The sequence below is a fragment of the Nocardioides sp. JCM 18998 genome (genome assembly GCF_055391535.1).
Genome location: NZ_AP043886.1, coordinates 386,902 through 413,426, shown reverse-complemented (window position 1 = coordinate 413,426; position 26,525 = coordinate 386,902). Strand labels below are relative to the sequence as shown.

General features: G+C 70.7%; 21 protein-coding genes. 14 read left to right on the top strand and 7 right to left on the bottom strand.

What is annotated here, in order from left to right:
• The 3 genes from ACZ5L9_RS01975 to ACZ5L9_RS01965 all read left to right on the top strand — a co-directional run bounded on the left by ACZ5L9_RS01975 (position 1) and on the right by ACZ5L9_RS01965 (position 4,071).
• A complete protein-coding gene (locus ACZ5L9_RS01975; protein WP_464533095.1) occupies positions 1-1,896 on the top strand; it encodes a glycoside hydrolase family 127 protein in 1,896 nt (631 codons plus the stop codon).
• A gap of 7 nt (positions 1,897-1,903) precedes the next feature.
• Positions 1,904-3,607, top strand: a complete 1,704-nt coding sequence (locus tag ACZ5L9_RS01970; RefSeq protein ID WP_464533092.1) for an amylo-alpha-1,6-glucosidase — start codon at positions 1,904-1,906, stop codon at positions 3,605-3,607.
• A 245-nt stretch (positions 3,608-3,852) separates the two neighbouring features.
• Entirely contained in the window at positions 3,853-4,071 is a 219-nt protein-coding gene (locus ACZ5L9_RS01965; RefSeq protein ID WP_464533089.1) for an SCO4848 family membrane protein, read from the top strand.
• A 190-nt stretch (positions 4,072-4,261) separates the two neighbouring features.
• Here ACZ5L9_RS01965 and ACZ5L9_RS01960 read toward each other — a convergent pair whose 3' ends face one another.
• The 4 genes from ACZ5L9_RS01960 to ACZ5L9_RS01945 all read right to left on the bottom strand — a co-directional run bounded on the left by ACZ5L9_RS01960 (position 4,262) and on the right by ACZ5L9_RS01945 (position 8,917).
• Entirely contained in the window at positions 4,262-5,005 is a 744-nt protein-coding gene (locus tag ACZ5L9_RS01960) for a succinate dehydrogenase/fumarate reductase iron-sulfur subunit (RefSeq protein WP_464533087.1), read from the bottom strand.
• Positions 5,002-7,035, bottom strand: a complete 2,034-nt coding sequence (locus ACZ5L9_RS01955) for a fumarate reductase/succinate dehydrogenase flavoprotein subunit (protein WP_464536788.1) — start codon at positions 7,033-7,035, stop codon at positions 5,002-5,004. The genes ACZ5L9_RS01960 and ACZ5L9_RS01955 overlap by 4 nt, the downstream gene beginning before the upstream one ends.
• Before the next feature lie 40 nt (positions 7,036-7,075).
• Positions 7,076-7,783: a succinate dehydrogenase cytochrome b subunit gene (locus ACZ5L9_RS01950; RefSeq protein ID WP_464533084.1), complete on the bottom strand. Its 708-nt coding sequence runs from the start codon at positions 7,781-7,783 to the stop codon at positions 7,076-7,078.
• Between the two features lie 93 nt (positions 7,784-7,876).
• Positions 7,877-8,917, bottom strand: coding sequence for a glycosyltransferase (locus ACZ5L9_RS01945; protein WP_464533081.1), 1,041 nt, complete (start codon positions 8,915-8,917; stop codon positions 7,877-7,879).
• 384 nt (positions 8,918-9,301) lie between these two features.
• Here ACZ5L9_RS01945 and ACZ5L9_RS01940 point away from each other — a divergent pair, with 384 nt between their 5' ends.
• Positions 9,302-11,038 (top strand): methylmalonyl-CoA mutase family protein, encoded by a 1,737-nt coding sequence (locus tag ACZ5L9_RS01940; protein ID WP_464533079.1) that lies wholly within the window; start codon positions 9,302-9,304, stop codon positions 11,036-11,038.
• On the top strand, positions 11,035-13,230 hold the full coding sequence (gene scpA / locus ACZ5L9_RS01935) for a methylmalonyl-CoA mutase (protein ID WP_464533077.1): 2,196 nt from the start codon (positions 11,035-11,037) through the stop codon (positions 13,228-13,230). The genes ACZ5L9_RS01940 and scpA overlap by 4 nt, the downstream gene beginning before the upstream one ends.
• Before the next feature lie 133 nt (positions 13,231-13,363).
• On the opposite strand, the gene ACZ5L9_RS01930 is transcribed toward scpA, so the two are convergent.
• Positions 13,364-13,987, bottom strand: a complete 624-nt coding sequence (locus tag ACZ5L9_RS01930) for a TetR/AcrR family transcriptional regulator (RefSeq protein WP_464533073.1) — start codon at positions 13,985-13,987, stop codon at positions 13,364-13,366.
• A gap of 102 nt (positions 13,988-14,089) precedes the next feature.
• Between ACZ5L9_RS01930 and ACZ5L9_RS01925 the strand changes: the two genes are divergently transcribed.
• The 8 genes from ACZ5L9_RS01925 to ACZ5L9_RS01890 all read left to right on the top strand — a co-directional run bounded on the left by ACZ5L9_RS01925 (position 14,090) and on the right by ACZ5L9_RS01890 (position 23,945).
• Entirely contained in the window at positions 14,090-15,595 is a 1,506-nt protein-coding gene (locus tag ACZ5L9_RS01925) for an MFS transporter (protein ID WP_464533070.1), read from the top strand.
• Positions 15,596-15,724: 129 nt separating this feature from the next.
• A complete protein-coding gene (meaB, locus tag ACZ5L9_RS01920) occupies positions 15,725-16,750 on the top strand; it encodes a methylmalonyl Co-A mutase-associated GTPase MeaB (protein WP_464533068.1) in 1,026 nt (341 codons plus the stop codon).
• A 149-nt stretch (positions 16,751-16,899) separates the two neighbouring features.
• The gene (locus ACZ5L9_RS01915) at positions 16,900-17,973 is read left to right on the top strand and encodes a BMP family lipoprotein (RefSeq protein ID WP_464533065.1); all 1,074 of its coding nucleotides are present in this window, start codon (positions 16,900-16,902) and stop codon (positions 17,971-17,973) included.
• Between the two features lie 122 nt (positions 17,974-18,095).
• Positions 18,096-19,667, top strand: coding sequence for an ABC transporter ATP-binding protein (locus ACZ5L9_RS01910; protein ID WP_464533062.1), 1,572 nt, complete (start codon positions 18,096-18,098; stop codon positions 19,665-19,667).
• A complete protein-coding gene (locus ACZ5L9_RS01905; RefSeq protein WP_464533059.1) occupies positions 19,664-20,905 on the top strand; it encodes an ABC transporter permease in 1,242 nt (413 codons plus the stop codon). The genes ACZ5L9_RS01910 and ACZ5L9_RS01905 overlap by 4 nt, the downstream gene beginning before the upstream one ends.
• Positions 20,906-20,972: 67 nt before the next feature.
• A complete protein-coding gene (locus ACZ5L9_RS01900; RefSeq protein WP_464533056.1) occupies positions 20,973-22,247 on the top strand; it encodes an ABC transporter permease in 1,275 nt (424 codons plus the stop codon).
• Entirely contained in the window at positions 22,234-22,653 is a 420-nt protein-coding gene (locus ACZ5L9_RS01895) for a cytidine deaminase (RefSeq protein WP_464533054.1), read from the top strand. Before ACZ5L9_RS01900 ends, ACZ5L9_RS01895 begins: the two co-directional genes overlap by 14 nt.
• Positions 22,654-22,661: 8 nt before the next feature.
• Entirely contained in the window at positions 22,662-23,945 is a 1,284-nt protein-coding gene (locus ACZ5L9_RS01890; protein WP_464533052.1) for a thymidine phosphorylase, read from the top strand.
• Positions 23,946-23,996: 51 nt separating this feature from the next.
• Here the strand turns inward: ACZ5L9_RS01890 and ACZ5L9_RS01885 are convergent, their stop codons facing one another.
• Entirely contained in the window at positions 23,997-24,452 is a 456-nt protein-coding gene (locus ACZ5L9_RS01885) for a MaoC family dehydratase (protein WP_464533048.1), read from the bottom strand.
• Between the two features lie 40 nt (positions 24,453-24,492).
• Between ACZ5L9_RS01885 and ACZ5L9_RS01880 the strand changes: the two genes are divergently transcribed.
• A complete protein-coding gene (locus tag ACZ5L9_RS01880; protein ID WP_464533044.1) occupies positions 24,493-25,581 on the top strand; it encodes an adenosine deaminase in 1,089 nt (362 codons plus the stop codon).
• A gap of 25 nt (positions 25,582-25,606) precedes the next feature.
• Here the strand turns inward: ACZ5L9_RS01880 and ACZ5L9_RS01875 are convergent, their stop codons facing one another.
• Positions 25,607-26,509: a VOC family protein gene (locus ACZ5L9_RS01875; protein WP_464533041.1), complete on the bottom strand. Its 903-nt coding sequence runs from the start codon at positions 26,507-26,509 to the stop codon at positions 25,607-25,609.
• Between the last annotated feature and the right edge of the window lie 16 nt (positions 26,510-26,525).

The window sequence follows — 26,525 nt, the reverse complement described above, 5'->3', positions numbered from 1 at the left end:
ATGACCTCCCTCAAGCCGACCGGCGGCCCGGTCGGTCCCTCCCGCTCTGCCCTGCGACCGCTCTCGAGCACCGAGATCTGGATCGACGGCGGCTACTGGGCGCACAAGCAGCAGCTCAACGCCGACGTCATCCTCGAGCACTGCCGGCAGTGGATGGAGCGGATCGGCTGGATCGGCAACTTCGATCGCGCGGCCGCCGGCACCATCGCCGGTGACCACGCCGGGATCGAGTTCGTCGACTCCGAGGCCTACAAGCTCCTCGAGGCGATGGCCTGGGAGCTCGGCCGCCGGCCCTCCGCCGAGCTCGAGCGGACGTATCTGGCGCTGGTCGACCGGGTCGCTGCGGCGCAGGAGGCCGACGGCTATCTGCACACCAGCTTCGGCCGCCCGGGTCAGCCCGCCCGCTACTCCGACCTCGAGTGGGGCCACGAGCTCTACTGCTTCGGCCACCTGATCCAGGCCGCCGTGGCGCGTCTGCGCACCGGTCACGACGACGTCCTGCCGGCCGTCGCCCGACGGCTCGCCGACCACCTGTACGACGCCTTCGGGCCCACCGGTCGTCCCGCCGTCTGCGGCCACCCGGAGATCGAGATGGCCCTGGTCGAGCTCGGCCGGGCGACCGGCGAGGAGCGCTACCTCGAGCTCGCCGGCCTCTTCGTCGAGCGCCGCGGCCACAAGACGCTGCGCCAGATCGACTTCGGCCGCGCCTACTTCCAGGACACCGTCCCCGTCCGGGAGGCGACCACGCTGAGCGGCCACGCCGTCCGCGCGCTCTACCTCGCCGCCGGCGCCGCCGACGTCGCCGTCGAGACCGGCGACGACGATTTGCTCGCCGCCGTCCGGCGCCAGGAGGCCGCCGCCCGCGCCGCCCGGACGTACGTCACCGGTGCCGTCGGCTCGCACCGGCGCGACGAGTCCTTCGGCCTCGACCACGAGCTGCCGCCGGACCGCGCCTACGCCGAGACCTGCGCCGGCATCGCGTCGGCGATGCTCAACTGGCGCCTGCTGCTCAGCACCGGCGCCGCCGGTCACGCCGCGGCGATGGAGCGGGTGCTGCTCAACAACGTGCTGACCTCCCCGCGCGAGGACGGCCGGGCGTTCTTCTACGCCAACACCCTGCACCAGCGGGTGCCGGGCGCCGAGGCCGGCGACGACGAGCTGGCCGGTCATCGGGTGGAGGGTGGCGGCATGCGCTCGCCCTGGTTCGACGTGTCCTGCTGCCCGACCAACGTCGCGCGGACGCTGGCCAGCGTCCACCTCTACTTCGCCACCGCGGGCGAGCGAGGCATCCAGCTGCACCAGTACGGCGACTACCACGTCCGTACGGAGGTCGCCGGGGGCACGCTGCACGTCCGGGTCGCCAGCGGCTACCCGTACCACGGCACCGTGCACGTCGAGATCCTCGAGGCGCCGACCTCGCCGGTGTCGATCAGCCTCCGGCTGCCCGCATGGGCGGCCGGCCCCGCCGAGCTCTCCGGTGCCGAGCAGGCCGACGTCGTCGACGGCTACCTGGCCATCGACCGGGTCTTCGCGCCCGGGGAGAAGGTGTCGGTCGGCCTGCCGATCGAGGCGCGCGCCGTCCACCCGGACCCGCGGATCGACGCCGTCCGAGGCACGTTCGCGGTCGAGCGTGGCCCGCTCGTGCTCGCCCTGGAGTCGGTGGACCTGCCGGCCGGCTGGGAGTTCGACACCGTCACGGCCGACCCGTCGACGCTGCGGATCACCGACGACGGCGCCGCGATCACCGTCGAGGCGCACGCGTCAGCGGACGGCTGGCCGTACGGCGCCGAGGCGGCCGCACCCGTCACCGCCACCGCCGAGGCGGCCCTGATCCCGTACCAGCGCTGGGCCAATCGCGGTCCGTCCGCGATGCGGGTCTGGCTCCCGCGGAGCTGAGGCGATCGTGACCGAGACCTTCGACATCCGTGAGATCCCGTTCTCGCACCGTGGGGCCTGGATCAACCTCTCCCCGGTGGTGGGGCTCCACCACCGCACCGACACCGTCCACCTGGTCTCGCACAAGACCGGGATGCACGGCGTACTGGCGCTGCGGCCTGTGCGCGCCGGCGCTGAGCAGGACACGACCTGGGCGGCCTCGCCGGCCCGGTTCGCGTGGACGTCGGATGCCGGCGTCGTCGAGGCGGCATTCGACGGCACGTCGACCGTACGGCTGCGCGGCACCGGCCTCGGCCTGCGCCTCGTGGATGCGGCCGGCGGCCTGACACCCATGACGGGCACCTACCTCGTCACCGACCCGGTCGACGGCGCCGCCGTCTTCACCTCGTACGAGACCGGCCAGCGCTACCGCGTCACCTCGCTCGCCGGTGCGATGGAGCTGATCGGGGCCGAGGCGCTCGGCGTCGCCGAGCGGGTCGTCGTGCTCGGCGCCGACGGCGGAGGGTGGGAGGCCGCCCTCGAGGAGATCACCACCGCCGCCCCTCCGTACGTCTCGACGCTCACCTTCGACGAGGTGGTCACCTCCTCCGCTGCCGCGTTCGCCGACTACGTGGATGCGATCGCGCCGTGGCGTACTGAGGAGACCCCGGCCGTCACGCTGGCGGCCTATGTGTTGTGGTCCGCGACCGTCGACGCCGAGGGCTTCATGGGCCGCGAGTCGGTGCTGATGTCGAAGCACTGGATGGACAAGCTCTGGAGCTGGGACCACTGCTTCAACGCGCTCGCGCTCGCCGCCGGGCGCCCGGAGACGGCGATCGATCAGTTCCTCGCACCGTTCGACCACCAGGACGCGACCGGGGCGCTGCCCGACTCGATCACCCACTCCGAGGTGCTGCGCAACTACGTGAAGCCGCCGATCCACGGCTGGGCCCTGCGGCGCCTGCGCGCGACCCTCGCGCGCCCGCTCACGGCCGGCGAGCTCGAGGAGACGTACGACCGGCTCGCCCGGTGGTCGCGCTTCTGGCTCGACCACCGTCGCCGCCCCGGGCACGCGCTGCCGTACTACCAGCACGGCAACGACAGCGGCTGGGACAACGCCACGACCTTCGATCGCGACCGCGTCCTCGAGGCCCCCGACCTGGCCGCCTTCCTGGTCCTCCAGCTCGAAGTGCTTGGCGAGCTGGGCGAGGAGCTCGGCCGGCCGGCCGCCGAGACGGGGGAGTGGAAGCGGATCCGCGACGAGCTGCTCACCGCGCTGGTCGGCGAGCTGTGGACCGGGACCGAGCTGATCGCCGTCGGCGCGCTCTCGGGGCAGCGCAGCACCGCCACCAGCCTGCTCAACCTGCTGCCGCTCGTCCTGGGCGACCGACTGCCGGCGGAGATCCGCTCGGCGCTGCGGACCCGGCTCGACGCGCACCTCACCGCGTGGGGGCCGGCCACCGAGCCGGTCGACTCGCCGCTCTACGAGGACGACGGCTACTGGCGCGGCCCGATCTGGGCCCCGTCGACCGCGATCATCGAGGACGGCCTGCGGGCCTCCGGATTCGCCGAGCTCGCCGACGTGGTCCGTACCCGCTTCCTGCAGCTGTGCGAGCGCTCCGGCTTCGCGGAGAACTTCGACGCGATGACGGGGGAGGGCCTGCGCGACCGGGCCTACACCTGGACCGCGGCGGTCTACCTCTTGTTCGCCCGGGAGGCGCTGGCCGGGTAGGTCCGACCGCGGCGGTCGGCATCCTGGTGGCGGCCCGGGGTGGGGGTAACACGATGTCCACGGGGGTAGCAGCCTGTTGCAACCGGCTGCTACCCCCGGCGAACATCGTGTTACCCCCGCCGAACATCGTGTTACCCCTGCCGAACACCGTGTTACCCCTGCCCGGCGGCGGCACCACGACGGTCGCCTGACCGGGCCTGCCACCGCCACGACCGCCGTTGGGATCGCCTCGGTAGGTTGACGCCATGACGAAGAAGGACGGCGCCCTGCTGCTCGGCATCGGGGTCTGGAACATCGGCATCTGGGGCAACTTCGCCCGCAACCTGCGAAGGACCGCCGCCGACCCGACGCAGGATCGCCCGCGTGCCTACTACCTCGCGCACGCCGGGCTCATCGTCGCGAACACCGCGATCGGCGGCCTGTTGATCGGCAAGGGAGTCGGCGCGATCGCCTCGCAGGACTGAGCGGGACCCAGCGACCACCACGCCACACGTGCGGCGAGATCGCACCGGTCCCCGGACCGGGCGCCGTCACTCCGCCACACGCGCGGCGATCGTGCCCCGCCCGTGTGTCAACCGGCGGACCCGCCCTCCGAGATGACAGAAGGGCCGCTCCCCACCAGGGGAGCGGCCCTTCGTACGTCCTGCTAGATGCTCAGTGACCCTGCTTGATCGAGTCGCGCAGGTCCTTGTTGAGCTGGGAGATCACGTCGAGCGGGATCTCCTTCGGGCACGCCGCGGCGCACTCGCCGATGTTGGTGCAGCCACCGAAGCCCTCGTGGTCGTGCTGGGCGACCATGGTGGCGACGCGGGAGTAGCGCTCCGGCTGGCCCTGCGGCAGCTCACCCAGGTGGGTGATCTTGGCGCCGAGGAACAGCGAGGCCGAGCCGTTGGGGCAGGCAGCGACGCAGGCGCCGCAGCCGATGCAGGTCGCCACGTTGAAGGCGCGCTGCGCCTTGTCACGCGGAGCCGGCACCGAGTTGGCCTCCGGGGCCGAGCCGGTGTTGGCCGAGATGTAGCCGCCGTTGGAGATGATCCGGTCGAACGCGGAGCGGTCGACGATCAGGTCCTTGACGACCGGGAACGGGTCGGCACGCCACGGCTCGATGGTGATCGTGTCGCCGTCCTTGAAGGACCGCATGTGCAGCTGGCAGGTCGTGGTGACCTCGGGGCCGTGCGCCTGGCCGTTGATCATCAGGGAGCACATGCCGCAGATGCCCTCGCGACAGTCCGAGTCGAACGCGATCGGCTCCTCGCCGCTGTGCAGCAGCTGCTCGTTGAGGAGGTCGAGCATCTCCAGGAAGGACATGTCCGAGGACACGCCATCGAGCGTGTAGGTGTGCATCGCACCGGCAGCGGTGGCGTTGGCCTGCCGCCAGATCTTGAGGGTGAGGTTCACTTGTAGCTCCGCTGCTTCATCTCGATGGCGGTGTAGATCAGGTCTTCCTTGTGCAGGATCGGGTCGTGGCCCTCGAGCGAGTCGCCACCCCACTCCCAGGCGGCGACGTAGGCGAACTCCTCGTCGTGACGCAGGGCCTCGCCCTCGGGGGTCTGGGACTCGGCGCGGAAGTGACCGCCGCAGGACTCGCGACGGTTGAGCGCGTCGATGCACATGAGCTCGCCGAGCTCGATGAAGTCGATGACGCGACCGGCCTTCTCGAGGTCCTGGTTGAGGGACTCGGCCGAGCCGAGCACCTTCACGTTGGTCCAGAACTCCTGCTTGAGGGCGCGGATCTTGGCGATGGCCTCGGTGAGGCCCTCCTTCGTCCGCTCCATGCCGCAGTACTCCCACATGATCAGGCCGAGCTCCTTGTGGAAGGACTCGACCGAGCGGGTGCCGTTGATCGACATGAACCGCTCGATCTGGGCCTCGACGCCCGCACGGGCCTCGACCACGGCGGGGTGGTCCTCGGCGATCTTCTCGAACGGGCCGTCGGCGAGGTAGTCGCGGATGGTGTTCGGGAGGACGAAGTAGCCGTCGGACAGACCCTGCATCAGCGCCGAGGCACCGAGGCGGTTCGCGCCGTGGTCGGAGAAGTTCGCCTCGCCGGCGCAGAACAGGCCGTCGATGTTGGTCTGCAGGTCGTAGCCGACCCACAGGCCGCCCATGACGTAGTGCACGGCGGGGTAGATGCGCATCGGGAGCTGGTACGGGTCCTCGCCGGTGATGCGCTCGTACATGTCGAGGAGGTTGTCGTACTTCTCCTCGATGGCCTCCTTGCCGAGGCGCTGGATGGCCGCGCCGAGGTCGAGGTAGACGCCACGGCGACGCTTGACGTCGTTGCCGTCCTGGTCCTTCTCGTCGACCTCGGGACCGACACCGCGACCCTCGTCGCACATGTACTTGGCGGCACGCGAAGCGATGTCGCGGGGGACCAGGTTGCCGAAGGACGGGTAGATCCGCTCCAGGAAGTAGTCGCGGTCCTCCTCGGGGATGTCCCGCGGGTCCTTCGCGCAGTCGGCGGCGTTCTTCGGCACCCACATCCGGCCGTCGTTACGCAGCGACTCCGACATCAGCGTCAGCTTCGACTGGTGCGCGCCGGTCACCGGGATGCAGGTCGGGTGGATCTGCGTGTAGCAGGGGTTCGCCATGAAGGCGCCCTTGCGGTGCGCACGCCACGCGGCGGTGACGTTGGAGCCCATCGCGTTGGTCGAGAGGTAGTAGACGTTGCCGTAGCCACCGGTGGCCAGGACCACGACGTCGGCCAGGTGGGTCTCGATCTCGCCGGTGACCATGTCGCGGGCGATGATGCCGCGCGCCTTGCCGTCGACGATGATCACGTCGAGCATCTCGTGGCGCGAGTACGGGGTCACGGTGCCGGCGGCCACCTGGCGCTCGAGCGCCTGGTAGGCGCCGAGCAGCAGCTGCTGGCCCGTCTGGCCACGCGCGTAGAACGTACGGGAGACCTGGACGCCGCCGAAGGAGCGGTTGTCGAGCAGGCCGCCGTACTCGCGGGCGAACGGGACGCCCTGGGCGACGCACTGGTCGATGATGTTCGCCGAGACCTCGGCGAGGCGGTAGACGTTCGACTCGCGGGCGCGGTAGTCGCCGCCCTTCACGGTGTCGTAGAAGAGGCGGTAGACCGAGTCGCCGTCCTCCTTGTAGTTCTTCGCCGCGTTGATGCCGCCCTGGGCCGCGATCGAGTGCGCGCGGCGGGGGGAGTCCTGGTAGAAGAACGACTTGACGTTGTAGCCGGCCTCGCCGAGCGTCGCGGCGGCGGCGCCACCGGCGAGACCCGTGCCGACGATGATCACGTCGAGCTTGCGGCGGTTGGCCGGGTTGACCAGGCGGTTGTCGAACTTGCGGTTGGTCCAGCGGGTCGCGATCGGACCGGTGGGGGCCTTCGGGTCGACGAGCTTGTCGCCGAGCGTGTAGAAGCCGGCAGCGTCGTCGGAGACCTGGACCGACGGCTCGTTGTGCGCGACCAGGCCAGAGAGGTCTGCGGTGGAGGAAGCCACGGTGAATCCCTTACTTGGTGATGACGCCGAAGACGACGAACAGCGGAACCAGCGAGAAGCCGCCGGCGATCACGATCGCGACCACCCAGCCGGCGATGCGCGCACGGGAGCGGGACACGGCGTTGTTGGTCAGGCCGAGCGTCTGGCAGGCGCTGAAGACGCCGTGGTGCAGGTGGAAGGCGAGCGCCAGCATCGCGATCAGGTAGATCGCGGTCATCCAGCCGCCCTGCGACTTGAACGTGTCGACGAGCAGGTTGTACGGGTCGTTGGTCGCCCCGCCGCTGATGTTGACCTTGCCGATGGTGAAGTTGACCAGGTGCCAGATCAGGAAGAGGAGGATCGTCAGGCCGCCCCAGCGCATCGTGCGGCTGGAGAGCGAGGACGCGACGTTCTTCTTCACCTGGTACTTCGTGCTGCGGGCGCGGTTGGCGCGCCGCCACAGCGCCGTGGCCGAGGCCACGTGCACGATCAGGGAGACGATCAGGACGACGCGGATGATCCACAGCGCACCGCTGTGGGGGAGCATCGGCGTGCCCAGCGTTCGCAGGTGCTCCGCATACGTGTTGTAGGCATCGTGGCCGGCGAAGGCCTTCAGGTTGCCGTACATGTGCAGGAGCACGAAGAGGATGAAGATGATCCCACTGGTGGCCATGGCCAGCTTCAGCGCGATCGTCGAGCGCGTCGCGCGCACTCCCTTGACGAGTTCGGTCGTTGCCACGAAAGGGCACGTTACCGCGATCACAGCCGTGCCAGCAGCCGGGGTGGGTGTGACATACGCCCGGTTAGGAAGCCCTCACCTGCTGGCGGGAACTCAGACGCGGCTCGGAACGTAGGGGGCGACCAGCTCGTCCACGGCGTCGCGCCAGGTACGGGCGAGCGCCAACTCGCGGCCGCGCCCCCCGAGAAGGCGACGCTGCGGGTCGGCGGCGACCGAGGCGATCGCGTCGCCCAGCCCGCGCTCGTCGCCCGGCTCGTACAGCAGACCGGTCTCGAGGTGGTGGACCACGCCGACGGCGCCGCCGGCACGGGGCGCGATCACCGGCAGCCCGGACGCGCCGGCCTCACGCAGCGAGTGCGAGCAGGTCTCGGCGGTGCCGGGGTGGACCAGCACGTCGAGCGAGGCGATGGCGGTGGCCAGGTCGCCGGCGGTGAGCGGGCCGGTGAAGCGGGCATCGGGGAGGCGCTGCTCGAGCCAGCCGCGCTGAGTGCCCTCGCCGATGATCACCGGGCGTACGTGCGGGACATTGCGCAGCTCGGCGAGCTGACGCACGCCGTGCCGCTTGGCGAGCGCGCCGACGTAACCGACGACGACCTGGGCGCCCTGCGGGCGGCGGGCGCGCGACCACTTCTCGGCCAGCCAGGGGTCGCGCAGGGTGGGGGCGAAGGCGGCGCTGTCGACGCCGGGCAGCCAGAGCTCGGCCTCGACGTCGAGCTCGGCGAGCCGCTCCACCATCCAGCGGGCTGTGACGACGAGACGCTCGGCGCGATCGGCGACACGGGTGCGCCACAGCTCGGCGGTGGCGTCCGGGACCGGCGACTGCTGCACCGCGACGGTGCGCATGCCGAGTGCGTGGGCGTGCTTGAGCGCCTTGCGGCCGAGGCGGCCGGGGTTGATCACCTGGACCAGGTCGGGATCGAAGGCGGCGAGCGCGTCGCGCACCTGGCCGCCGGGCTTGGCGAGCGGGTTGACCCGGACGACACGGCTGCGGTTGTAGCTCGGCAGACCGGGTCCCGGGGCGATGAAGCGCACCTCGTGACCGCCCTCGATGAGCCGGTCGGCGATCGCCTTGAGCGTCGTGGTGGCGCCGTCGGTGGCGGGGTAGAACGTGTCGGTCACCAGGGCGATGCGCATGCGCTCAGCGTGCGACAGCCGGGTGTGCTCCGCGCTAGCCCTGGATGGACGGCGCGTGAACTCTGCCGCGGTGCACCGGGCACCGCGGCAGCATCGTCACTTCGTGGCGCCGGTGGCGCTCGGCAGCACGAGGTTGCTGCCGGCGCCCGGCCAGCAGGAGAACCCGGCCGGGATCGCCTGGTTGTCCTTCACCATCTCCTCGAGCGTGTCGAGGCACTTGCTGACCAGACGTCGGGGTCCTGGGAGACGGAGTCGGCGATCACCCAGGTCACGGCCGGGCGTCTTCGCGCCACGGCGTCGAGGGAGTGGGGCGCGCGCCTACCCCGAGGTAGGAAAGGTCACATCCTGTGGCGCACGCCACGTGGCCTCCCTAGGGTGCGGCTCATGACCTCCATCGAGCTCACGCAGCCCGAGGACGCGCACACCCGCGAGGAGTGGGAGCACGCGGCCGCAGGCGTCCTGCGCAAGAGCGGCCGGATCGCCGACGGCGACCCCGACTCCGCCGTCTGGGCGAAGCTGACCCGGACCACCCTCGACGGAATCGGCGTGACGCCGCTCGGCGTCTGCCCTGATGCGTCGGGTGGTGAGACCTCCTCCGTACGGCCCTCGCGCGCCGGCGCCTGGGACATCCGCTCCCTCATCGCCGACCCCGACGCGAAGCGCGCCAACGAGTCCGCGCTGGTCGACCTCGACGGTGGGGTGACGAGCCTGTGGCTTGCGGCCGACGCCGACACCGACCTCGCCACGACGCTCGACAAGGTGCTGCTCGACCTCGCCCCGGTCGTGCTGGACGCACCCAGCGCGGCTCTCGAGGTCGCCAAGGCCTTCCTCGCCTACGCCGACGAGCGTGGGATCGACCTGCACCCGGCGACCAACCTCGGCTTCGACCCGATGAGTGCCGGCGTGCGCGGCCTCGCGGAGCGTCGTGACCACTCCGCCGAGTGCGTCGAGATCGCCGCCCTGGCCCGCAAGGCCGGCGTCCTGGCCCTCGTCGCCGACGGCACCGCCGTCCACGACCTCGGCGCGAGCGACGCCCAGGAGCTCGGGTACGCCCTGCGCGTGGCCACCACCTACCTGCGTGCGCTGGTCGCCGACGGGCTCACGGTTGACGAGGCGGCGCCGCTGATCGAGCTGCGCCTCGCCGCGACCGACGAGCAGTTCCCGACCATCGCCAAGCTGCGCGCCGCGCGGATCCTGTGGGCGCGGGTGCTGGAGCTGTCCGGGGTCTCGACGAGCTCGACCACCGCCGGCTCGGTGCGGATCCACGCGACCACGTCGCGTCCGATGCTCAGCAAGTACGACCCGTACGTGAACATGCTGCGTGGCACGGTCGCGGCCTTCGCCGCCGGCGTCGGGGGAGCGGACGCGGTCACCGTGCTGCCGTTCGACTCCGCCAACGGCCGTCCGGAGGCGTTCGGGCGCCGGATCGCTCGCAACGTGAACCACCTGCTGATCGACGAGTCCCACGTCGCCGCGGTCGCCGACCCGGCCGGTGGGGCGTACGCGGTCGAGCAGCTCACCGCCGACATGGCCGCCGCCGGCTGGGCGCAGTTCCAGCAGATCGAGCGCGACGGGCTGGGCGGGTTCCAGGAGCGGATCGCCGAGGTCGTCGCCGAGCGCGAGACCGAGATCGCCAAGCGCAAGCGCCCGCTCACCGGTGTCTCGGAGTTCCCGAACCTCGCCGAGGAGCTGCCCGTCCGCTCGAGCGACCCGCTCAACGACCGGGTTCGCCGCTACGGCGCCTCGTACGAGGCCTTGCGCGACGCCCCGGCGAGCGAACCCGTCTTCTTGGCGACGATGGGCACCATCGCCCAGCACACCGCCCGGGCGACCTTCGCCACCAACCTCTTCGCCGCCGGCGGCGTCGCGGTCGACCCCGCCGGCGCCACCTCGAGCGCCGAGGACCTCGTCGCCGCCTACCGCGGCCAGAAGGTCGTCTGCCTCGCCGGCACCGACGCGGCCTACGCCGAGTGGGGCCAGGTCGCGGCCGACGCCCTGCGCGCCGGGGGCGCCACCCGCGTGATCGTCGCGGGCAAGGCCACCGACTACACCGACGACCACTGCGCGATGGGCATCGATGCCCTCGCGTTCCTCACCCGCACTCGAGAGGCACTCGCATGAGCATCCCCGAGTCCTTCGCCGACCTCCCGCTGAGCGACCCGTCGACCACGGACGCCGAGCTCGTCGAGACGCCCAGCCCCTCGACAGGCTCGGGGGACGTGCACGGCTCGCGGGACGCGTGGCAGAGCCCCGAGGGCATCGACATCAAGCCGCTCTACACCCCGGCCGACCTCGAGGGCCTCGACGGCCTCGACACCTGGCCGGGCCTGAGCCCGTTCCTGCGCGGCCCGTACCCGACGATGTACACCACGCAGCCGTGGACCATCCGACAGTACGCCGGCTTCTCCACCGCCGAGGAGTCCAACGCCTTCTACCGCCGCAACCTCGCCGCCGGTCAGAAGGGCCTGTCGGTCGCCTTCGACCTGGCCACCCACCGCGGCTACGACTCCGACCACCCGCGCGTTCGCGGCGACGTCGGCATGGCCGGGGTGGCGATCGACTCGATCTACGACACCCGCACCCTCTTCGAGGGCATCCCGCTCGACGAGATGTCGGTATCGATGACGATGAACGGCGCCGTGCTCCCGGTGATGGCGCTCTACATCGCGGCGGCCGAGGAGCAGGGGGTGAAGCCCGAGCAGCTCGCGGGGACGATCCAGAACGACATCCTCAAGGAGTTCATGGTCCGCAACACCTACATCTACCCGCCCGCCGGGTCGATGCGGATCATCTCCGACATCTTCGGCTACACCGCCCAGCACATGCCCCGGTTCAACTCGATCTCGATCTCCGGCTATCACATGCAGGAGGCCGGCGCGACCGCGGACCTCGAGCTCGCCTACACGCTCGCCGACGGCGTCGAGTACATCCGGGCCGGGCGGGCCGCCGGGCTGGACATCGACGCCTTCGCGCCGCGGCTGTCGTTCTTCTGGGCCATCGGCATGAACTTCTTCATGGAGGTCGCCAAGATGCGCGCGGCCCGCGCGCTGTGGTCGCGGCTGGTGCGGGAGTTCGACCCGAAGAACGCCAAGTCGCTCTCGCTGCGGACGCACTCCCAGACCTCGGGCTGGTCCCTGACGGCCCAGGACGTCTTCAACAACGTCGGGCGTACGGCCATCGAGGCGATGGCGGCGACGCAGGGCCACACCCAGTCGCTGCACACCAACGCCCTCGACGAGGCGATCGCGCTGCCGACCGACTTCTCGGCGCGCATCGCTCGCAACACCCAGCTGCTGCTGCAGCAGGAATCGGGCACCACCGGCACGATCGACCCGTGGGGCGGCTCCTACTACGTGGAGCGGCTCACCCACGACCTCGCCGAGCGGGCCTGGGCGCACATCCAGGAGGCCGAGGCCGCCGGTGGCATGGCCAAGGCGATCGAGCAGGGCATCCCGAAGATGCGCATCGAGGAGGCCGCCGCCCGTACCCAGGCCCGGATCGACTCGGGCCAGCAGAAGGTCATCGGCGTCAACACGTACCGGCTGCCCGCCGAGGACCCGCTCGAGGTGCTCAAGGTCGACAACGACTCGGTCTACCGCCAGCAGATCGCCAAGCTCGAGCGGCTGCGCGCCGAGCGCGATCCGCGCGCGGTCGAGGCCACGCTCGCCGACATCAGCGGCGCGGCCGAGAAGGGCACCGGCAACCTGCTGGAGCTGGCCGTCAACGCGGCGCGTGCCAAGGCGACCGTCGGCGAGATCAGCGACGCGATGGAGAAGGTGTGGGGCCGCCACCAGGCGGTCATCCGTACGATCTCCGGCGTGTACCGCGAGGAAGCCAGTCGTGAGTCCGGCGGCGACAACAGGGTCCAGGCCGTGCTCGCCGCGACCGAGGAGTTCGAGGAGGCCGAGGGTCGGCGCCCGCGCATCCTCGTGGCGAAGATGGGCCAGGACGGCCACGACCGCGGCCAGAAGGTCGTCGTCTCCGCCTTCGCCGACCTCGGCTTCGACGTCGACGTGGGTCCGCTGTTCTCCACCCCGGAGGAGGTCGCCCTGCAGGCCGTCGACGCCGACGTCCACATCGTGGGTGTCTCCTCCCTCGCCGCCGGGCACCTCACCCTCCTGCCTGCGCTGAAGCAGGCGCTGGAGGAGCAGGGCCGGCCGGACATCATGATCGTCATCGGCGGCGTCATCCCGCCCGACGACGTTCCCACCCTCAAGGAGATGGGCGCCGCGGAGGTCTTCCTCCCCGGCACGGTCATCGCCGAATCGGCGCACGACCTGCTCCAGCGGCTGCGGGCCCAGCTCGACGGCTGAGGCGTTGCGAAAGTGTCACGGTGGTAGTTCGGAACTGTCACCGTGACACTTCGCGCCTGAAGTGACAGTTGAAACGGTCACTCGTGTCGCGAACTATCACCGTGACACCTCGGCCACGGCCCGACGCGAGGCCTCAGAGCCGCCCGTAGACCATCCGCAGGATCGTCTCGGCGAGCTGGTCGAGGCCGGCCTCGATCTCGGCTCCGGACGCGGAGGCGAGCTGCGACAGCCGCCCCTCACGCACCAGCTCGACCATCTCGGCGAGTGTCTCGGGTGAAACGCCCCCAGGAGCCACACCCGCGGCCTGGTCGCGCGCCACCTTGCTCGCCAGGCCGGTCACGAACCGCTCGCGGGTGAGGGCGATGAACTCCTCCAACGGCGCATACCCGGCGGCGTACCCGCCCTGCAGGGTGCACGCCAGGATCGGGCCGTTGTCCCGCCAGATCGCGGCCGCCCCTGCCAGCTGGGCGCGCAGCGCATCGGGGCTGGGGCCGTCGGTCGCCAGCCAGCCGTGCGTCTCGGTGAAGCGCTCGCCGACCTCCTCCATCAGCCGGGCCAGCACGGCCTGCTTCGAGGGGAAGTAGAAGTAGAAGGCCGTACGCGAGATGCCGGCCGCGGTGGTGATGTCGTCGATCGTGACGGCGGCCATCGACTTCTCCGCGAGCAGGGCCCGGACGGCGTCGAGGATCTGCTGCTCGCGCTGGTCGCCCTTGCTCCGCCCGGTGCGTCTCCGCGGAGCGCTGGCCGTCTGCGTCATGTCACCACCCTAGGGGCTGCCTCTGCACGCCCCCGATCATTGTTACTGACACAGCGTCGATCAAAATCGACACAGTGTCGAGAATCGTTCTAGGCTGGAGGCATGTCCTCGTCCCAAGCGCATCGCTCGACGGTCCACACGCGCTCCGTCTCGCCGACCCTGGTGCTGGCCACCCTGGCGTCCGCCGTCTTCCTGCTCTCGATGATCCAGACCCTGGTGGTGCCGGTGCTGCCGCAGATCGCGGAGCAGCTCAACACGTCCGCGACGGCGGTCGGGTGGGTCACGACGGCCACGATGCTGACCGCGTCGGCCCTCACCCCGCTGGTCGGCCGCCTCGGCGACGTCTACGGCCACAAGCCGCTCGTCGTCGCGGCGCTGGCGATCACCCTGGTGGGCAGCGTGGTCGCTGCCACCACGCACTCGATCGAGTGGCTGATCATCGCCCGGGTGCTGCAGGGCGCCAGCTTCGGGCTCTTCCCGCTCGCCATCAGCGTGCTCCGCCACGAGCTGCCCCGCGAGCGCCTGATGGGCGCCATGGCCATCACCGCCTCCGCGCTGGGCGTGGGATCGGGCGTCGCCCTGGTCGCGACCGGTCTGCTCACCCGCGGTGACGCCGACTACCGCCGGATCTTCTGGCTCTGCGTCGCGCTCACCGCCGTCGTCCTCGTCGGGACCCTCTTCGCCCTTCCGCGCCGGGCGGGCCAGGGCGGCCGGGTCGACTACATCGGCGCGAGCGTCCTCGCCGTCGGCCTGGTGGCCCTGCTCCTCCCGATCTCCCAGGGCCACGAGTGGGGCTGGGGCTCGGCTCGGGTGATCACGCTCTTCGTGGTGGCAGCGGTCGTGCTCGTCGGCTTCATCCTGCTCCAGGACCGGATGGCCGAGCCGCTGGTCGCCACCCGGCTCCTGGCGCACCGCCCGGTCCTCGCGACCAACCTGGCCAGCCTCTGCGTCGGCTTCGCGATGTTCGCCGTCTTCCTCGGCGCGACCTACTTCGTGCAGACCCCCGACCAGCTCGCCGGCTTCGGGTTCGGCGCGAGTGTGCTGCGCACCAGCGTCGTCTTCATGCTCCCGGGCGCCGTCGTCTCGATGCTGATGGGCCCGGTCGCCGGTCGCCTCGTGCACCGGTTCGGGCCGCGCGCGGTGCTCCTGCTCGCCAGCGTCGTCGGCGTGGTCGGTCTGTCGCTGCTCACCGTGCTGCACGCCAACCAGGCCGAGGTGATCGTCGCCCTGATCATCGCCAACGCCGCCATCGCGATGGCGTACGCGTCGATGCCCGCGCTGCTGGTGAGCAACGTCGCCCCGCACGAGACCGGCATCGCCAACTCGATCAACTCGATCATGCGTACGGTCGGCGGTGCCATCGGCAGCGCCCTGGTCGTCACCATCCTCACCAGCGAGGTCACCGTCCACGCGACCCCGGTGGGCCCGGTCAGCCTGGCCACCGAGGACGCCTACCGGATCGCGTTCGGGCTCGGCGCCATCGCCTTCGCCGCGGCGGCGGGGCTGTCCCTCCTGGCCGGACACCGTCCGGGCGCGGACCAGGCCGAGTCGGTCGCGACGGCGGGCGGCACGACGGACGAGGAGCGCGAGGCGGTTCCCGCCACGTAGTCGGCGGGGTGGGACGCGGCCGGGCGATCGCCCGGCCGCGCCGCGTCCTCCACGTCTCGTTCTCCGCGTCTCGTTCTCCGCGTCTCGTTCCTCGGCAGCTCGGATCGCGTCGCCGCTAGGGTGGCCGGCGTGCCTGACGACCTCGTGACCCAGCTCGTTGCCGGCATCCGCGAGGGGAAGCGGGCCGCGGTGGCCCGGGCGATCACCCTCGTCGAGTCGACGAAACCGGCGCACCGCGACCTGGCGCGCTCGCTGCTGACTCGACTCGCGGAAAGTGACCACTCGACCCGCGACGAGCGCCCCCTCGACGCCGTCCGGGTCGGCATCTCCGGGGTGCCCGGGGTCGGCAAGTCCACCTTCATCGAGGCGCTCGGCACCCTGCTGACCGGCCAGGGCCACCGGGTCGGCGTGCTCGCGGTCGACCCCTCCAGCGTCCGTACGGGCGGCTCGGTGCTCGGCGACAAGACCCGGATGGCCCAGCTCAGCACCGACCCCCGTGCCTTCATCCGCCCCAGCCCGAGCGCCGGCACGCTCGGCGGAGTGGCCCGTGCGACCGTACAGGCGATGACCGTGCTGGAGGCGGCCGGCTACGACGTCATCCTGGTCGAGACCGTCGGCGTCGGGCAGTCCGAGGTCACGGTCGCCGGGATGGTCGACACCTTCCTATTCCTGACCATCGCGAACACCGGCGACCAGCTGCAGGGCATCAAGAAGGGCATCCTCGAGATCACCGACGTGGTCACCGTCAACAAGGCCGATCCCGAGGACGAGGGTCGGGCGCAGCAGGCCCGTGCCGCCGCCCGGGAGCTCTCCGGCGCGCTGCGGCTGGTCCGCGGCAAGGGGGAGTGGGTGCCCCCGGTCGTCACCGCCTCGGGCCTGACCGGCCACGACGTCTCCGGGGTGTGGGAGCAGGTGCTCGCCCACCGGAGCCATCTCGGCGACGCCGGCCTGCGCAGCAAGCGGGCCGAGCAGCAGCTGGAGTTCACCTGGGCGCTGGTCCGTGACGAGCTCGACCAGCGCCTGCGCCACAGCCCCGGGGTGAAGGCGATCCGCGAGGAAATCCGTACGAGCGTGCTGGCCGGCGACCTCCCGGCGACGGTCGCCGCGGACCGTCTTCTGGCCGCCTACGACGCCTCGCCCGTGACCGGCGAGTAACCACTCGATAACGAACACGTTTCGCATCCGCAATGCGGTGTCGTACGCCTGGCGAACGCCCTACTCTGACGCTTATCTGTGCGGCCCCGGCGGGGCGGCCGCCACTCTGAGGAGGACCCGTGCGTCACATTGCCAAGACCCTTGCAGCGATGGGTGCCGTTGCGCTCATCGCGGCCGGCTGTTCCAGCAAGGCGGATGACAACGCCGCCGACAACGGCTCGGCCGGTTCGCCGAGCTCCGCTGCTGCCGGCGCCAAGATCAAGGCGTGCATGGTGCTCGACACCGGCGGCGTCGACGACAAGTCGTTCAACCAGTCGTCGTGGGACGGCCTGGAGGCCGCGAAGGCTGCCAACCCGAGCATCACCGACTCGTACGTCGCCTCGAACTCGAGCAACGACTACACCCCGAACCTGACCGCGCAGACGGCCAACGGCTGCGACACGATCATCGGCGTCGGCGGGCTCATGGCCGACAACATCAAGAAGATCGCGGCAGCCAACCCGAACCAGCACTACGCCGAGATCGACGCCCCGTCGAGCGGGGCCAACGTCTACGGCCTCGAGTTCAACACCGCTCAGGGCGGCTTCCTCGGTGGCTACCTCGCCGCGGCGATGTCGAAGAGCGGCGTCGTGGGCACCTGGGGCGGCCTCAACATCCCGCCGGTGACGATCTACATGGACGGCTTCTGGGAGGGCGTCCAGTACTACAACCAGCAGGAGAACAAGAACGTCAAGGTCCTGGGCTGGGACGAGAAGAACCAGAAGGCCGGTACGTTCTCCGGCTCCTTCACCGACCAGAACAAGGGCAAGTCGATCACCCAGGCGATGGTCCAGCAGGGCGCTGACATCGTCTTCCCGGTCGCCGGCGGCTCGGGTCTCGGCGCGGGTGCCGCGGCCGAGGCCTCGGGTGGCAAGCTGAACCTGATCTGGGTCGACACCGACGGCTACGAGAGCGCCGCCCAGTACGGCAAGTACTTCATCACCTCGGTCACCAAGGGCCTCTCGCAGTCCGTGCAGGACTACATGAAGCAGGTCGACCCGTCCGCCGGGAAGTTCCCGACCGGCAACTACGTCGGCACGCTGCAGAACGGTGGCACCGGCCTGGCGCCGTTCCACGACTTCGACTCCAAGGTGCCGCAGGACGTCAAGGACGCCCTGAGCAAGATCACCTCGGACATCGAGTCCGGTGCCATCAAGATCACCTCGCCGAGCCAGCCCCAGTGACGGTTCACTGGCTGTCTCACTGATCTGATCCACCAGCGCGAGTAACGTCGCGGGGGAGTCCGGCCGGGCTCCCCCGCGACGCGTTTGATCCCCACTAGGGTGGGGCCGACCAAGGAGGTGCGGTGAAGCTCGAGCTTCGAGGAATCACCAAGCGCTTCGGATCTCTGACCGCGAACGACCACATCGATCTGGTCGTCGAGCCGGGCGAGATCCATGCGCTGCTGGGCGAGAACGGCGCCGGCAAGAGCACGCTGATGAACGTGCTCTACGGGCTCTACCAGCCCGACGACGGCGAGATCGTCCTCGACGGCGAGCCGGTGGCGTTCGCCGGTCCCGGCGATGCGATGGCCGCCGGCATCGGCATGGTGCACCAGCACTTCATGCTGATCCCGGTCTTCACCGTCGCGGAGAACATCGAGCTCGGCCACGAGCGGGTCCACGGCCTGTTGCCCCGGATCCTCGGCCGTCTGGACCGTCGGCGCGCGCGCCGCGAGGTGCAGGAGATCTCCGAGCGGTACGGCCTGGCCGTGCCCGTGGACGCGCTCGTCCAGGACCTGCCCGTCGGGGTCCAGCAGCGCGTCGAGATCCTCAAGGCGCTCGTCCGTGACGCCAAGGTCCTCATCCTCGATGAGCCGACCGCCGTGCTCACGCCCCAGGAGACCGACGACCTGATGAAGATCATGGTCGCGCTCAAGGAGAGCGGCACCGCGATCGTCTTCATCACCCACAAGCTGCGTGAGGTCCGCGCCGTCGCCGACAAGATCACCGTGATCCGTCGCGGCAAGGTCGTCGGCACGGCCTCGCCGGAGTCCACTCCCGCCGAGCTGGCCTCGCTGATGGTCGGGCGTCCGGTCAAGCTCAACGTCGACAAGACGCCGGCCCAGCCGGGAGCCGACGTGGTCGAGGTGTCCGGCGTACGGCTGCTCGACGACGGTGGCACCGTCACCGTCGACGACGTGAGCTTCACCGTCCGCGCCGGCGAGATCTACGCCCTGGCGGGCGTGCAGGGCAACGGACAGACCGAGCTCACCGAGGCGCTGGTCGGGCTCGACCGGGCCGACGAGGGCAGCATCCGGATCGGCGGCGTCGACGTCACCCGGATGTCGACCGACGACATCCTCGGCCTCGGTGTCGGCTACGTGCCCGAGGACCGGCTCCACGACGGTCTGGTCTCCAGCTTCTCGGTCGCCGAGAACATGGTCCTCGACCTCTACGACCAGGCGCCGTACTCGGGCCGGTTCAACCTCGACCTCAAGCAGATCGCGACGCACGCGGAACAGAAGGTCGAGGAGTTCGACGTTCGGACCTCCTCCATCGGGCACGCCGCCTCGACCCTGTCGGGCGGCAACCAGCAGAAGGTCGTGCTGGCCCGCGAGATGTCGCGCCCGCTCAAGCTGCTGATCGTGGCGCAGCCGACGCGAGGACTCGACGTCGGCTCGATGGAGTTCGTCCACAAGCGGATCGTCGCCGAGCGCGACAACGGCGCCGCGGTCATCCTCATCTCCAGCGAGCTCGACGAGGTCCTCGGCCTCGCCGACCGGATCGGAGTGATGTACCGCGGCAAGATCATCGGAGAAGTTGACGGAGGCACCGACCCGGTGCTGGTTGAGGAGATCGGCATGCTGATGGCCGGCCAGACCGACGGCCCGAGCGACGGCCCGACCAACGAGACCGCCCCGGAGTCCGCCCGATGAGCGCGACCACCGAGGAGACCCCGGCCCCGACGCCTGCTCCCGCCCCCGCGCCGGCGGCGAACCGGCGGCGCAGCCAGGCGTGGGACACCGCGCTCGTCACCGTGCTGTCCTTCGTCACGGCGCTGGTCATCTCGGCGGTGCTGATCGCGCTCGCCGACAAGCAGACGCGCGACTCGCTGCAGTACTTCCTGCACTACCCGGGCGACACGTTCCGGTACGCCTGGTCGGCGATCTGGCACACGTACCAGGCGCTCTTCTACGGCTCGATCTTCAACCCGCACACCGCGCAGAACGGCACCCTGGCCGGCTACCTCGGCCCGATCTCCGAGACGCTGACCAACGCCACGCCGCTGATCGCGGGCGGCCTCGCGGTCGGCGTCGCGTTCCGGGCGGGCCTGTTCAACATCGGCGGCCAGGGCCAGATCATCCTGGGTGCGATCTTCGCCGGCTTCGTCGGCTTCCACTGGCATCTGCCGGCGGGCCTCCACCTCATCGCGGCGATCCTGGCCGGCATGCTGGGGGGCGCGCTGTGGGGCGGCATCGCGGGGTTCCTCAAGGCCCGCACCGGTGCCCACGAGGTCATCACGACGATCATGCTCAACTACGTCGCCATCAACCTGCTGGGCTATCTGCTGTCGGTCAAGGGCTTCCAGGCTCCGCCGTACGGCCAGGCGATCGCCAACCCGATCGACGACAACGCCTCGCTGCCGCTCCTGCTCGGCAGCACCCTGCGCGTCCACCTCGGCCTGATCCTGTCCCTGGCGGCCGCGGCGTTCGTGTGGTGGCTGCTCAAGTACGGCCGGCTCGGGTTCCGCCTGCGCGCGGTGGGCGCCAACCCGGCGGCCGCCCGCACCGCCGGCATGAGCGTCGAGAACAGCTACATCGTGGTCATGCTGATCTCGGGCGCGCTGTGCGGCCTCGCCGGCGTCTCCCAGGTGCTCGGCACCAACCCGCAGATCACCGGCGACATCGACGCCGGCATCGGCTTCGACGCCATCACGGTGGCGTTGCTCGGCCGCGCCAGCCCGGTCGGCACGGTCTTCGCCGGCCTGCTCTTCGGCGCGCTGCGCGCCGGCGGCCCGCTGATGCAGCAGTACGCGCCGATCGAGCTGGTCCAGGTGATCCAGTCGCTGATCGTGCTGTTCATCGCCGCACCCGCGCTGATCCGCGCGATCTACCGGCTCAAGACGACAGGCGCCGCCACGGGTGCCGAGCTTGCGAAGGGGTGGAACGGATGAATCGCCCCACTCGATCCTTGGCCTCCGCCGCTCCGCTCCTCCGCCCAACAATCGATCGGGGACCCCGATGAGCGCCGTCCAGACTGACGAACTCACGGTCGACCACAAGGTCATCGACACCACCCTCGGCGCGCGCACCCGGCTGCTGCGAGCCGCCGCGTACGCCGTCATGGGGCTGATCTCGCTGATCTGGCTGGGCCTTGCTGTCGACGGCGGCACCGCCCACCTGGTCTTCGACGGTCACACCGTCAGCCTTCCGGCCAAGGCCACCGTCATCGTCGTCGGTCTCGTGCTCCTCGCGATCGCCGCCTGGCAGGGGGTCCGCGGCTTCAGCAAGAAGGCGACCCCGTGGGTCGCCGGCATCGCGTTCGTCCTCTTCATGGTCGCGTTCTTCTCCTGGGTCTCCACCCAGGGCCGCAACCCGGACATCGACGTCGTCGGCCTCCTGCAGAACTCCATCGCACTCTCGGTGCCGCTGATCCTCGGCGCGCTCGCCGGCGTGATGTGCGAGCGGTCCGGCGTCATCAACGTCGCCATCGAGGGCCAGATGCTGGCCGGTGCCTGGGCCGCGGCCCTGGTCGGCAGCGTCGCCGTCACCTGGGTCGGCCTGTTCGGCGCGCTCGCGGCCGGTGCCTTCATGGGTGTCCTGCTGGCCGTCTTCGCGATCCGCTACCTGGTCAACCAGGTCGTCCTCGGCGTGGTGCTCAACGTGCTGGCGGCCGGTCTGACCGGCTTCCTGTTCGACGCGTTCATGCAGACCGACAGCCAGAAGTTCAACCAGCCCGGGGTGCTCGGCGAGATCGACATCCCGCTGCTGCACTCGATCCCGGTGATCGGCCCCCTGCTCTTCGAGGCCAACATCGTCGTCTACCTGACGTACATCCTGATCTTCGGTGTCGACGTCGCGCTCTTCCGTACGCGCTGGGGCCTGCGCACTCGCGCCATCGGCGAGCACCCGAAAGCGGCCGACACGGTCGGCATCAAGGTGCTGGCACTGCGCTACCGCAACGTGCTGATCGGGTCGGCCATCGCCGGCCTCGGTGGCGCCTACTTCACCATCGGGTCGGTCGGCGGCTTCGCCAAGAACATCACGTCGGGCAACGGCTTCATCGCCCTCGCAGCCGTGATCTTCGGTCGCTGGTCGCCGCGGGGCGCGACGGCCGCCGCACTGCTGTTCGGCTTCGCGATCGCGCTCGAGACCAACCTGTCGATCAACACCCACGCGATCCCGTCGTACTTCCTGGCCATGCTGCCGTACGTCGCGACGATCATCGCGGTGGCCGGCCTGGTCGGGAAGGTGCGCGCACCGGCCGCCGACGGGGAGCCCTATGTCAAGCAGTGAGACCGGCATCGCGGAGGTCTGGGTCGGACTGCGCGCGGCCGCGGTGGCGGCCTCGCAGCAGGCCTACGCGCCCTACTCGGGCTTCTCGGTGGGCGCCGCGGCCCTGGTCGACGACGGCCGGATCGTGCGCGGGTGCAACGTCGAGAACGCCGCGTACGGCGTCACGCTCTGTGCGGAGTGCGGCCTGGTGTCGCAGCTCCACCTCAGCGGCGCCGGGCGGCTGACGCACTTCGTCTGCGTCGGCGCCTCGCACGGTGACGAGCCCGACCTGATCATGCCGTGCGGCCGCTGCCGCCAGCTGTTGTGGGAGAACGGCGGCGCCGAGCTCGTGGTGCTGACCCCGGCAGGGGAGCGGACCATGGCCGAGGTGCTGCCGGACGCCTTCGGACCCGAGAACCTGAGCTGAGGAGCGAGATGAGCCACGACGTGATCGAGGTGATCCACACCAAGCGCGACGGTGGAGAGCTGAGCGACAGCCAGATCGACTGGGTGATCGCCGCCTACACCGACGGCCGGGTGGCCGACGAGCAGATGGCCGCGCTCAACATGGCCGTCCTGCTGCGCGGCATGAACCGGCGCGAGATCGCCCGCTGGACCGCGGCGATGATCGCCTCGGGTGAGCGGATGTCCTTCACGGCGCTGTCGCGCCCGACCGCCGACAAACACTCGACCGGAGGCGTGGGCGACAAGATCACGCTGCCGCTGGCCCCGCTGGTCGCCGCGTGCGGCGTCGCGGTCCCGCAGCTCTCCGGTCGCGGGCTGGGCCACACCGGCGGCACCCTCGACAAGCTCGAGGCGATCCCGGGCTGGCGCGCCTCGATCTCCAACGAGGAGATGTTCGCCCAGCTGGAGTCCGTCGGTGCGGTCATCTGCGCCGCGGGCGCCGGGCTGGCGCCGGCCGACAAGAAGCTCTACGCGCTGCGTGACGTGACCGGCACCGTCGAGTCGATCCCGCTGATCGCCTCCTCGATCATGAGCAAGAAGATCGCCGAGGGGACCGGCGCGCTGGTCCTCGATGTCAAGGTCGGCTCCGGTGCGTTCATGAAGAACATCGACGACGCCCGCGAGCTCGCCCGTACCATGGTCGACCTCGGCACCGACGCCGGCGTGCACACCGTCGCGCTGCTCACCGACATGGCCACCCCGCTCGGCCTGACCGCGGGCAACGCGCTCGAGGTCACCGAGTCCGTCGAGGTGCTGGCCGGGGGCGGTCCGGCCGACGTGGTCGAGCTGACCGTCGCGCTGGCCCGGGAGATGCTGCTGGGCGCCGGTGTCACCGATGTCGATCCCGCCGAGGTGCTCGCCTCGGGACGCGCCATGGATGCGTGGAAGTCGATGATCGCCGCGCAGGGTGGCGACCCGGACGCGGCGCTGCCGGTCGCGCGGGAGACGCACCAGGTGACGGCGCCGACGACCGGCGTGCTGACCCGGCTCGATGCGCTCTCGGTGGGACTGGCCGCCTGGCGGCTCGGCGCGGGACGTGAGCGCAAGGAGGACCCGGTGCAGCTCGGAGCGGGTGTCGTGTGGCACGCGCGCCCCGGCGACGTCGTCCGGGCGGGGGACCCGCTGTTCACGCTCCACACCGACACGCCCGACCGGTTCCCCCGGGCTCTCGACGCCCTCCTGGGTGGCTACGACATCGAGCCCGAGGACACCCGCTACAAGCCCTCGCGGCTCATCCTCGACCGGATCTCCTGAACCCGACGCCGAGTCGGCGCACCGTCACGCCGAAGATGCGCCGACTCGGCCTCAGCTGTCGAGCAGGAGGACGAGGGTCTCGGCGACGCATGCGGGCTTGGCCTCGCCCTCGATCTCGACGGTGTACGAGATCGTGACCTGCAGGCCGGCCGGGATCGGGGCGACGTCGGAGAAGACCGCGGCGCAGCGGATCCGCTTGCCGACCAGCAGCGGGTGGGGGAAGCGGACCTTGTTCAGCCCGTAGTTGAGCTTCGCGCCCGGCGTCTCGAGGGCGAAGATCTGCGATCCGAGCCACGGCACCAGCGAGAGCGTCAGGTAGCCGTGCGCGATGGTGCCGCCGAAGGGGCCGTCCTTCGCGCGCTCGACGTCGACGTGGATCCACTGGTGGTCACCGGTCGCATCGGCGAAGGCGTCGACCCGGTCCTGGGTGACCTCGACCCAGTCGGTGCTGCCCAGTGGCTCGCCCGCGGCCGCTGAGATCTCGTCGAACGTGGTGAAGCTGCGCATCTCGTGCCCCTCGGCTGGAACGTGCTGCTTGGATGGTCACGTGCAACCTACCGGTGAGCAGATCCAGCAGGCGCCGAAGGTGCTCCTGCACGACCATCTCGACGGCGGCCTCCGCCCCGCGACCATCATCGAGCTGGCGGCCGGCATCGGCCATGCCCTGCCCGCGACGACGCCCGAGACGCTCGGGGACTGGTTCGCGGAGAGCGCCGACTCCGGCTCGCTGGAGCGCTATCTCGAGACCTTCGCCCACACCGTCGCGGTGATGCAGACCGCCGACGCGATCAGCCGGGTCGCGCGGGAGGCCGTCGAGGACCTCGCGGCGGACGGCGTCGTCTACGCCGAGATCCGGTACGCGCCGGAGCTGCACGTCGACGGCGGACTGACCCTGGAGGAGGTCGTCGCCGCGGTACAGCGCGGCTTCGACGAGGGCGTGGCCGCGGCAGCGGCCGCCGGCACGACGATCACGGTGCGGCAGCTGGTCACCGCGATGCGCCAGGCCGCCCGCGCCTCCGAGATCGCGAGGCTCGCCATCGGATGGCGCGAGCGTGGCGTCGCCGGCTTCGACATCGCCGGCCCCGAGGCGGGCTTCCCGCCCACCCGCTTCCTGGCGGCCTTCGAGCTGCTCGCCGCGGAGAACATGCGCTACACGATCCATGCCGGCGAGGGCTTCGGCCTGCCGTCGATCTGGGAGGCGGTCCACCCGTGCGGCGCCGACCGGCTCGGGCACGGCGTGCGGATCGTAGAAGACATTGCAGCGGACATCTCCGCAGGATCCGACGGCACCGCGCGGCTCGGCCACCTCGCGGCGTACGTCCGCGACCGTCGCATCCCGCTCGAGATCTGTCCGCGCTCCAACGTGCAGACCGGGGCCGCGGCCTCGATCGCCGAGCACCCGATCGGGCTGCTCGCCGACCTCGGCTTCCGGGTCACGGTCAACACCGACAACCGGCTGATGTCGCGCACCTCGATGAGCGCGGAGATGAGCGGCCTGGTGGAGGCGTTCGGCTGGGACCTCGCCCAGCTGGAGAAGATCACCGTCAACGCGATGAAGTCCGCGTTCCTGCACTACGACGAGCGTGTCGAGCTCATCCACCGGATCAAGGAGGCGTACGCCGCCCTGCGCGGGTGACGACGCGCCCGCCGAACGGCCGGCCTCAGCCGTTGAAGGCGGCCTCGAGGGCGGCGATGTCCATCTTCTTCATCGCCAGGAACGCCGACACCACCCGAGCGCTCTGCTCGGGGGTACCGGCGGACATCAACCGCTCGAGCTCGGCGGGGACGATCTGCCACGAGACCCCGAAGCGGTCCTTGCACCAGCCGCACTGCTCCGACTCCGGCACCGACGAGAGCGCCGCCCAGTAGCGGTCGACCTCAGCCTGGTCGGCGCAGCTGACCACCAGCGAGACCGCCTCGTTGAACCCGAAGTCGTGACCCGCCGCGCTGTCCATCGCGGTCAGCCAGGTGTCGCCGAGCCGGAAGTCGCTGAACAACACGCTGCCGGCCGGCTCGGCGCCGTCGTCCTCGGGGCGCAGCACCAGCTGGCCGGGTGCCGCGTCCGGGAAGAGCCCGGTGTAGAGGTCGCGCGCCGCCTCGGCCCTGCCGGCCGCCTCGCCGGTGAAGAGCAGCGCCGGCAGGATCGCCGGGCGCGGCTCGCCGTCGGGGCTGGTGAGCATGAGCTGCCAGGAGACGCCGAAGCGGTCCTGGACCCAGCCGTAGCGCGGGGAGAACGGGTACTCGCCGAGCTCCATCATCACCTGGCCGCCCTCGCTGAGCGCGGCCCAGAGCCGGTCGACCTCGGCCGCCGCGTCCGGAACGCGGGACGGATCGACGTTGACGATGAACGAGATCGACGGGTTGATCGTGAAGTGCGGCCCGGCGCTGATCGCCATGAAGTCCTGACCCCACAGGCGGAACGACACCAGGTCGGTGTCGCCGCTCGGGGTGTCGGTGAGGGTGTCCGTACGGAGGACCTCGGACTCGGGGAAGAGCCCGGCGTAGAACGTGGCCGCCTCGATGGCCTGCGTGTCGAACCAGAGGTGCGGGGTGATCGTCGACATGACACCCAGCATGCTC